Source organism: Hyphomicrobiales bacterium (assembly GCA_030688605.1).
GTDB lineage: Bacteria > Pseudomonadota > Alphaproteobacteria > Rhizobiales > NORP267 > JAUYJB01.
Genome location: JAUYJB010000069.1, coordinates 48,586 through 54,917, shown reverse-complemented (window position 1 = coordinate 54,917; position 6,332 = coordinate 48,586). Strand labels below are relative to the sequence as shown.

The window sequence follows — 6,332 nt, the reverse complement described above, 5'->3', positions numbered from 1 at the left end:
TCCAAGGGATCGGACCACGCCATCGAGACAGTGGCGCTGCGGAAACTCTAGAGCGGTTCATGGTTATAGGGGTTCGATTCGATGGGCCGATTTGGCCCACCGAAGGCCGGGTTCTTTTGCGCCGTGGCGGTGTTGCGGCTGTTGGCCGATGCACCGCATCGCCCGGCGAGCCGCGCCTGGCCACGGCGCAAAATCATCCCGGTCAAATGGTTCCCTATCACCATGAACCGCTCTAGCCGAGCAATCCTCTTACTCTTGCCAGATGGGCGAGGTCTGTTTCCGGCCGGGCGCCGATGTGCGAGATGATCTCGCCGGCGGCAAGGTTGCCGAAGCGGGCGCAGTCTGAAAGCGGAAGGTCGCGGCCCAGGCCGTAGAGGAAGCCTGCGGCGTAAAGATCGCCGGCTCCGGTCGTGTCGGCGACATAGGAGACGGGCTCCGCCGGCACCACATGGGTCTCCTCGCCGGCGATGACGACCGAGCCGTGCTCGCTGCGGGTGAGCGCCGCGATCGGCACCTGCGGACGCACGGCCTCGCGCGCCTGCTCGAAGGAGTTGGCCTTGTAGAGCGCCATGATCTCCGCCTCGTTGGCGAACAAGATGTCGACCTCGTCCTTGACGAGCACGCGAAATTCCTCGCGGTGGCGCGTAACGCAGAAGGGATCGGAAAGCGTCAGCGCGACCTTGCCGCCATTCTCATGCGCCAGCCTTGCCGCCTTGTAGAAAGCCTCCTTGGCCGGTGGCGGATCGAACAAATAGCCCTCGAGATAGAGGACCTCGGCGCGCGCGACGGCCGCTTCGTCAACATCGTCCGGCCCCAAAAGCTGGCTTGCGCCGAGATAGGTGTTCATGGTCCGCTGCCCATCCTGCGTGACCAGCACGAGGCAGCGCCCGGTCGGCTCGCCCTGCTCGCGCGAGGGGGTGGGAAAATGCACGCCCAGCGAGGTGATGTCGTGGCGGAAGACTTTGCCGAGCTGGTCGTCGCGGACGATGCCGATGAATGCGGCCTTGGCGTTGAGCGCGGCGAGGCCGGCGATGGTGTTGGCCGCCGAGCCGCCGGAGACCTCGACCGCCGGACCCATGGCGTCGTAGAGGCGTTCGGCCTCCGCGGCGTCGATCAGCCGCATCGTACCCTTGACCATGCCGTGATCGACAAGAAAGCGGTCGTCGGCGCGGGCCAGAACGTCGACGATGGCATTGCCGATTCCGAGAACGTCGAGCCGCTTCGACATGAAGATTTTTCCCAGGCACGGGGCGCTTGCGAGAATCGATCCGGAGTATAGCCGCAGCATGCGGTCTCACAAGGCGGCCTTGCTTGCGATGCCGGCGGCGGTAATCTCGTGATTTCCGCTCCGCAGGAGATCGACCGCCATGCTCGAAGCCGCCGTCAAGGCCATCAATCAGGTCCTTTCGCCGCCATTCCGCAACGTTCTGTGGCGCTCGCTCGGGCTGACGTTGGCCTTGCTGGTGGTCATATGGCTTGCGCTGCAAGCCATGCTCGGCCATTTCCTCACCCTGCCCTATCTGTGGCTCGACGCGGCGATCGCGGTTTTCGCCGGGCTCGGGCTCCTGGTCGGCATGGCGTTTCTCGTCGGTCCGATCACCTCGCTGGTGGCCGGCCTGTTCCTCGACGAAATCGCAGCCCATGTGGAGGCCAGCGACTATCCCGACGATCCGCCCGGACGCGATTTGCCGGTCGCCCGCTCTCTGATGCTGTCGGCCAAGTTCGCCGTGGTGGTGGTGCTGGTCAACATCGGCGCCCTGCTCCTTCTGCTCCTTCCGGGCATCAATCTGGTCGTCTTTCTCGTCGCCAACGGCTATCTCATCGGCCGCGAATATTTCGAGCTCGCGGCGCTGCGCCACCTGCCCCAGGCCGAGGCCAAGCGGCTGCGCCGGACAAACCGCGTGCAAGTGTTTCTCGGCGGGCTGATGATCGCAGGCCTGTTGGCGGTCCCGCTCCTCAATCTTCTGACGCCATTGTTCGCCACCGCCTTCATGGTGCATCTGTTCAAACGCGTGCAGGGGGCCGGGGATCAGGGAAGCGTCTTGGCCTCGTAGCGGCAGATATCGTTGATCGGACAGACCGGGCAGTCGGGCTTGCGCGCCTTGCACACATAGCGGCCATGCAGGATCAGCCAATGGTGGGCGTGGAGGCGGAATTCCTCCGGCACCCGCGCCTCCAATTGCTTTTCGACCTCGAGCACGTCCTTGCCCGGCGCCAGGCCGGTGCGGTTGGCGACCCGGAAAATGTGGGTGTCCACCGCGATGGTCGGCATGGCGAAAGCGACGTTGAGAACCACGTTCGCGGTCTTGCGCCCGACGCCGGGAAGCGCTTCGAGGCTGGCGCGGTCGCGCGGCACCTCGCCGCCATGCTCGCCGATGAGCTTTTGCGACAGGGCGATGACGTTTTTCGCCTTGTTGCGGTAAAGGCCGATGGTCCTGATCATGTCGCGCAGCCGGTCCTCGCCGAGCGCGACCATTTTCTGCGGCGTATCGGCGATCGCGAACAGGGGACCGGTCGCCTTGTTGACGCCGACATCGGTCGCCTGGGCGGAGAGTACGACCGCCACCAGCAGCGTATAGGGGTTGATGTAGTCGAGCTCGCTGCGGGGATCCGGTCGCGCCGCCCTGAGGCGGGTGAAAAGCTCGGTGACCTCCGTGTCCGAAAGGCGCGCGCCGCGCGCGGGCCTGGCGCCGGAAGCGGCGCGCTTGCTCGCCTTCTCTTGCGTGCCGCGGGACATCGGCGATCTATACAATGATTCGAAACGCCCCGCCCGCGCAGCTTTCGGGTGGCAAAGGCGCGAAAATGCGCGGAAAGTGGGTTAGATTTAGAAACTACGGAGCAGGGCTATGCAGCCTCTCATGAGCACGATTGCGAGCGCGCATGGGGCGCGTGGCAGCGCCGTTCCGGCGCTGGCTGGGGATTTCGACCCGGAAGACTATAGGCGCGTATGCGGGGCCATCGCCTATCTGACCGAGAACAGGCTCGAGCAGCCGGCGCTAGCCGCCGTCGCCGCCGACGTGGGCTTGAGCGAGGCGCATTTCCAGCGCCTGTTCAAGCGTTGGGCGGGATTGAGCCCGAAAGAGTTCCTGCAGGCTCTCACCCTCGACCATGCCCGCGCATTGCTGCGCGATTCGGCAAGCGTGCTCGACACGGCCCTGGAGGTCGGGCTGTCGGGACCGGGAAGGCTGCACGACCTGTTCGTCGCTCATGAGGCCATGTCGCCGGGAGAGTACAAGGCGGGCGGCGCCGGGCTCAAGATCGTTTACGGCTTTCATCCTTCGCCGTTCGGAGAGGCGCTGGTCATGGCAAGCCCGCGCGGGCTCGCCGGCCTTGCCTTTGCCGATAGCCCGGACGACCGGGCGGGCGTCCTGGCCGACATGATGCGCCGCTGGCCGAAGGCCAACTATGTCGAAGACCCTGCGCGCACATCGAAGCTCGCCGGGCGTATCTTCGATGCCACTTTGTGGAATGCGGGCGAGCCGCTGCGGGTGGTGCTGATCGGCACCGATTTCGAGGTCCGCGTCTGGCGCACGCTGTTAAGGATTCCCCTCGGCCGCGTCACCACCTATGGCGACATCGCCGCCCATCTGGGCAGGCCGAAGGCCGCCAGGGCGGTCGGTGCCGCGGTCGGCCGCAATCCCGTTTCCTTCGTGGTGCCGTGCCACCGGGTGCTGGGCAAGAGCGGCGCGCTCACCGGTTACCACTGGGGGCTGACGCGCAAGCGCGCCATCATCGGCTGGGAGGCGGGGCTGGCGAAGGGCGCCTGACCTCAGTCTTTCAGTATCTCTTTGGACGCGACGGTGGAATCGGCGTTGAGCCGGTAGATCATCGGCACGCCGGTGTCGAGATTGAGCTCGGTCACTTCTTTTTCGGACAGCCGGTCGAGCACCATGACCAGCGCCCGCAGGGAATTGCCGTGGGCCGAGACCAGAATGCGCTTGCCGGAAAGCACGTCGGGCAGGATGTTCCGCAGATAGTAGGGAAGCACGCGCGCGGCGGTGTCCTTCAGGCTTTCGCCGCCGGGCGGCGCCATGTCGTAGGAGCGGCGCCATTTGTGCACCTGCTCGGCGCCCCATTTCTTGCGCGCATCGTCTTTGTTCAGGCCGACAAGGTCGCCATAGTCGCGCTCGTTCAGCGCCTGGTCGCGGCGGGTCTCCAGGTCCGGCTGGCCGATCTCCTTGAGCATCAGATCGAGCGTCACCTGGGCGCGGGAAAGCGCGCTGGTATAGGCGCGGTCGAATTTCATCCCCAGCTTCTGCAGCTTCTTGCCCGCATCCATGGCCTCCGCAACGCCCTGCTCGCTCAGGCCGACATCGCGCCAGCCGGTGAACAGATTCTTCAGGTTCCACTCGCTCTGGCCGTGGCGCACGAGGACGAGAAGCCGCTCCATGGTTGCCTTTGTCTCCTATTCGCTGGCCTGCGGCCCGGCCAGTCCTAGCACATCGGCCATGGAGTAGAGTCCGGGCTTCTTGCCGCGCCCCCACAGTGCCGCCTTGAGCGCGCCGCGGGCGAAGATGCCCCGGTCGGCGGCGCGGTGCGTCAGCTCGATTCGTTCGTCCTGGCCGGCGAAGATCACCGTGTGCTCACCGACCACCGAGCCGCCGCGCAAGCTGGCAAAACCGATATCGCCCCTCCCCCGCGGTCCGGAATGGCCGTCGCGCACCCTGACCGCGTGGGCCGCGGGGCTGATGCCGCGCCCGTCTGCCGCCGCATTGCCTAAGAGCAGCGCGGTGCCGGAAGGCGCGTCGACCTTGTGGCGGTGATGCATCTCCAGGACCTCGATGTCGAAGCCGTCGTCGAGCGCTGCTGCCGCCTGCCGGACCAAGCCGGCGATGAGGTTGACGCCGAGGCTCATATTGCCGGACTTGACGATCACCGCGTGGCGCGCCGCCGCCTTGATCTCTTCTTCCTGCTCGGCCGAAAAACCGGTGGTGCCGATCACATGGACGATGCGCGCCTGGGCGGCAAACTCGGCGAACGACAGGCTCGCCTCGGGCGTGGTGAAGTCGAGGACCCCCTCGGCCTCGGCGAAGACGGGCAGCGGATCGGCGCCGAGCTGGACCCCGATCGGGCCTATTCCGGCAAGTTCTCCCGCGTCGGCGCCGAGATCCGGCGAGCCCGCCTGCTCGATGGCGCCCGTGAGCGCGCAGCCGTCCGTTTCGCAAACGCAACGAATGAGCGTCCGGCCCATGCGGCCCGCGGCGCCGACCACCACCAGCTTCATCTCGCTCATCGCGCATCCTCCATCGCCGCAGATGGCCTATTCGACGCCCTTGACGATCATCAGCTCGCCGACCGAGCTCTCCTGGCGAATCCTGGCCGCAGCCTGATATTCCGGCGAGTGGTAGCAGGCAAGCGCGGACTCGTAATCCGGGAACTCGATGACCACGTTGCGCTCGCGCGCCTCTCCCTCAAGCGCGGTGAATTCGCCGCCGCGGACAAGGAACCTGGCCCCGTATTTCCCGAACGCCGCAACGCTGGCCTTGAGATAGTCCGGGTATCTTTCCGGGTTCGTAACGCTGACCCGCGCAATCCAATAACCTTTCATCCTGTCTCCTCCGCGATGTCCGCGATGATGGCAATCGCCGCCGCGCGCGGATCCTCCGCTGCGACGACCGGCCGTCCGACGACCAAATAATCGGCCCCGGCGGCGATGGCCGCTGCCGGCGTCATGATCCGCTTCTGATCGCCGGCATCGACCCCGGCCGGGCGGATTCCGGGCGTCACCAGCACCATGTTCTCGCCGACAAGTGCGCGCACGGCGGAAACCTCCCATGGCGAGCAGACCAGACCGTCAATACCGATCTTGAGCGCCTGCCGAGCGCGCAGCCGGGCAAGTTCGGCGACGGTGCAGCGGTAGCCGGCCTGCCTGAGGTCGTCGTCGTCATAGGAGGTGAGTACCGTCACCGCAAGGATGCCCAGGGCGCTGTCGCCGCGTCCTTCGAGGGCTGCCTGCATGGTCTGCGGATAGGCGTGGACGGTGGCAAAGCGTGCGCCCGTCGAAGCAAGGCTGGCCACACCCTCCTTCACCGTGCTGGCGATGTCGTGCAGCTTGAAATCGAGAAAGACCTGCTTTCCGGCGTCGATTAGGCGGCGGGAGAGATCGAGCCCGCCGGCAAAGCCGAGGCGGTAGCCGATCTTGTAGAAGCCGACAGCATCACCCAGCCGGGCGAGCAATCGTTCGGCTTCGGCCAAGCTGGCCACGTCGAGGGCGACGATCAGACGGTCCTTGGGGTCAAGCGGAGGTGCTTGCATGAAACCGAGCCAGACGGGGCGAAAGGGACGGCACGGTTTTAGAGCATTATCGGGCGATGGGAAATCACTTGTCCCGG

9 protein-coding genes are annotated in these 6,332 nt (G+C 65.9%); 2 read left to right on the top strand and 7 right to left on the bottom strand.

What is annotated here, in order from left to right; translation table 11 throughout:
- Window positions 1-47: 47 nt before the first annotated feature.
- Window positions 48-197, bottom strand: a complete 150-nt coding sequence (locus Q8P46_08305) for a hypothetical protein (protein ID MDP2620165.1) — start codon at window positions 195-197, stop codon at window positions 48-50.
- Window positions 198-232: 35 nt separating this feature from the next.
- Window positions 233-1,228, bottom strand: coding sequence for an adenosine kinase (locus tag Q8P46_08300; protein ID MDP2620164.1), 996 nt, complete (start codon window positions 1,226-1,228; stop codon window positions 233-235).
- Window positions 1,229-1,367: 139 nt separating this feature from the next.
- Between Q8P46_08300 and Q8P46_08295 the strand changes: the two genes are divergently transcribed.
- Window positions 1,368-2,054 carry a sulfate transporter family protein gene (locus Q8P46_08295; protein ID MDP2620163.1) on the top strand — a complete coding sequence of 229 codons (687 nt, stop codon included), beginning with the start codon at window positions 1,368-1,370 and terminating at the stop codon, window positions 2,052-2,054.
- On the opposite strand, the gene nth is transcribed toward Q8P46_08295, so the two are convergent.
- A complete protein-coding gene (gene nth / locus Q8P46_08290; protein MDP2620162.1) occupies window positions 2,030-2,737 on the bottom strand; it encodes an endonuclease III in 708 nt (235 codons plus the stop codon). The two genes, Q8P46_08295 and nth, sit on opposite strands and share 25 nt — an antisense overlap.
- Before the next feature lie 121 nt (window positions 2,738-2,858).
- On the opposite strand from nth, the gene Q8P46_08285 reads away from it, so the two are divergent.
- The gene (locus tag Q8P46_08285; protein ID MDP2620161.1) at window positions 2,859-3,767 is read left to right on the top strand and encodes a bifunctional helix-turn-helix domain-containing protein/methylated-DNA--[protein]-cysteine S-methyltransferase; all 909 of its coding nucleotides are present in this window, start codon (window positions 2,859-2,861) and stop codon (window positions 3,765-3,767) included.
- Between the two features lie 2 nt (window positions 3,768-3,769).
- Here the strand turns inward: Q8P46_08285 and Q8P46_08280 are convergent, their stop codons facing one another.
- Genes Q8P46_08280 through pyrF form a run of 4 tightly spaced genes read right to left on the bottom strand, consistent with a single transcriptional unit; the run spans window position 3,770 to window position 6,255 of the window.
- Window positions 3,770-4,390, bottom strand: coding sequence for a 2,3-bisphosphoglycerate-dependent phosphoglycerate mutase (locus tag Q8P46_08280; GenBank protein ID MDP2620160.1), 621 nt, complete (start codon window positions 4,388-4,390; stop codon window positions 3,770-3,772).
- Window positions 4,391-4,405: 15 nt separating this feature from the next.
- Entirely contained in the window at window positions 4,406-5,233 is an 828-nt protein-coding gene (dapB, locus tag Q8P46_08275; GenBank protein MDP2620159.1) for a 4-hydroxy-tetrahydrodipicolinate reductase, read from the bottom strand.
- Window positions 5,234-5,260: 27 nt separating this feature from the next.
- The gene (locus tag Q8P46_08270; GenBank protein ID MDP2620158.1) at window positions 5,261-5,548 is read right to left on the bottom strand and encodes a DUF1330 domain-containing protein; all 288 of its coding nucleotides are present in this window, start codon (window positions 5,546-5,548) and stop codon (window positions 5,261-5,263) included.
- On the bottom strand, window positions 5,545-6,255 hold the full coding sequence (gene pyrF / locus Q8P46_08265) for an orotidine-5'-phosphate decarboxylase (protein MDP2620157.1): 711 nt from the start codon (window positions 6,253-6,255) through the stop codon (window positions 5,545-5,547). Before pyrF ends, Q8P46_08270 begins: the two co-directional genes overlap by 4 nt.
- Window positions 6,256-6,332: the final 77 nt, after the last annotated feature.

Bases quoted from the DNA above. Each gene is read 5' to 3' on its own strand.
- Q8P46_08305 (MDP2620165.1), bottom strand. From the start codon at position 197: ATGATTTTGCGCCGTGGCCAGGCGCGGCTCGCCGGGCGATGCGGTGCA.
- Q8P46_08300 (MDP2620164.1), bottom strand. From the start codon at position 1,228: ATGTCGAAGCGGCTCGACGTTCTCGGAATCGGCAATGCCATCGTCGAC.
- Q8P46_08295 (MDP2620163.1), top strand. From the start codon at position 1,368: ATGCTCGAAGCCGCCGTCAAGGCCATCAATCAGGTCCTTTCGCCGCCA.
- nth (MDP2620162.1), bottom strand. From the start codon at position 2,737: ATGTCCCGCGGCACGCAAGAGAAGGCGAGCAAGCGCGCCGCTTCCGGC.
- Q8P46_08285 (MDP2620161.1), top strand. From the start codon at position 2,859: ATGAGCACGATTGCGAGCGCGCATGGGGCGCGTGGCAGCGCCGTTCCG.
- Q8P46_08280 (MDP2620160.1), bottom strand. From the start codon at position 4,390: ATGGAGCGGCTTCTCGTCCTCGTGCGCCACGGCCAGAGCGAGTGGAAC.
- dapB (MDP2620159.1), bottom strand. From the start codon at position 5,233: ATGAGCGAGATGAAGCTGGTGGTGGTCGGCGCCGCGGGCCGCATGGGC.
- Q8P46_08270 (MDP2620158.1), bottom strand. From the start codon at position 5,548: ATGAAAGGTTATTGGATTGCGCGGGTCAGCGTTACGAACCCGGAAAGA.
- pyrF (MDP2620157.1), bottom strand. From the start codon at position 6,255: ATGCAAGCACCTCCGCTTGACCCCAAGGACCGTCTGATCGTCGCCCTC.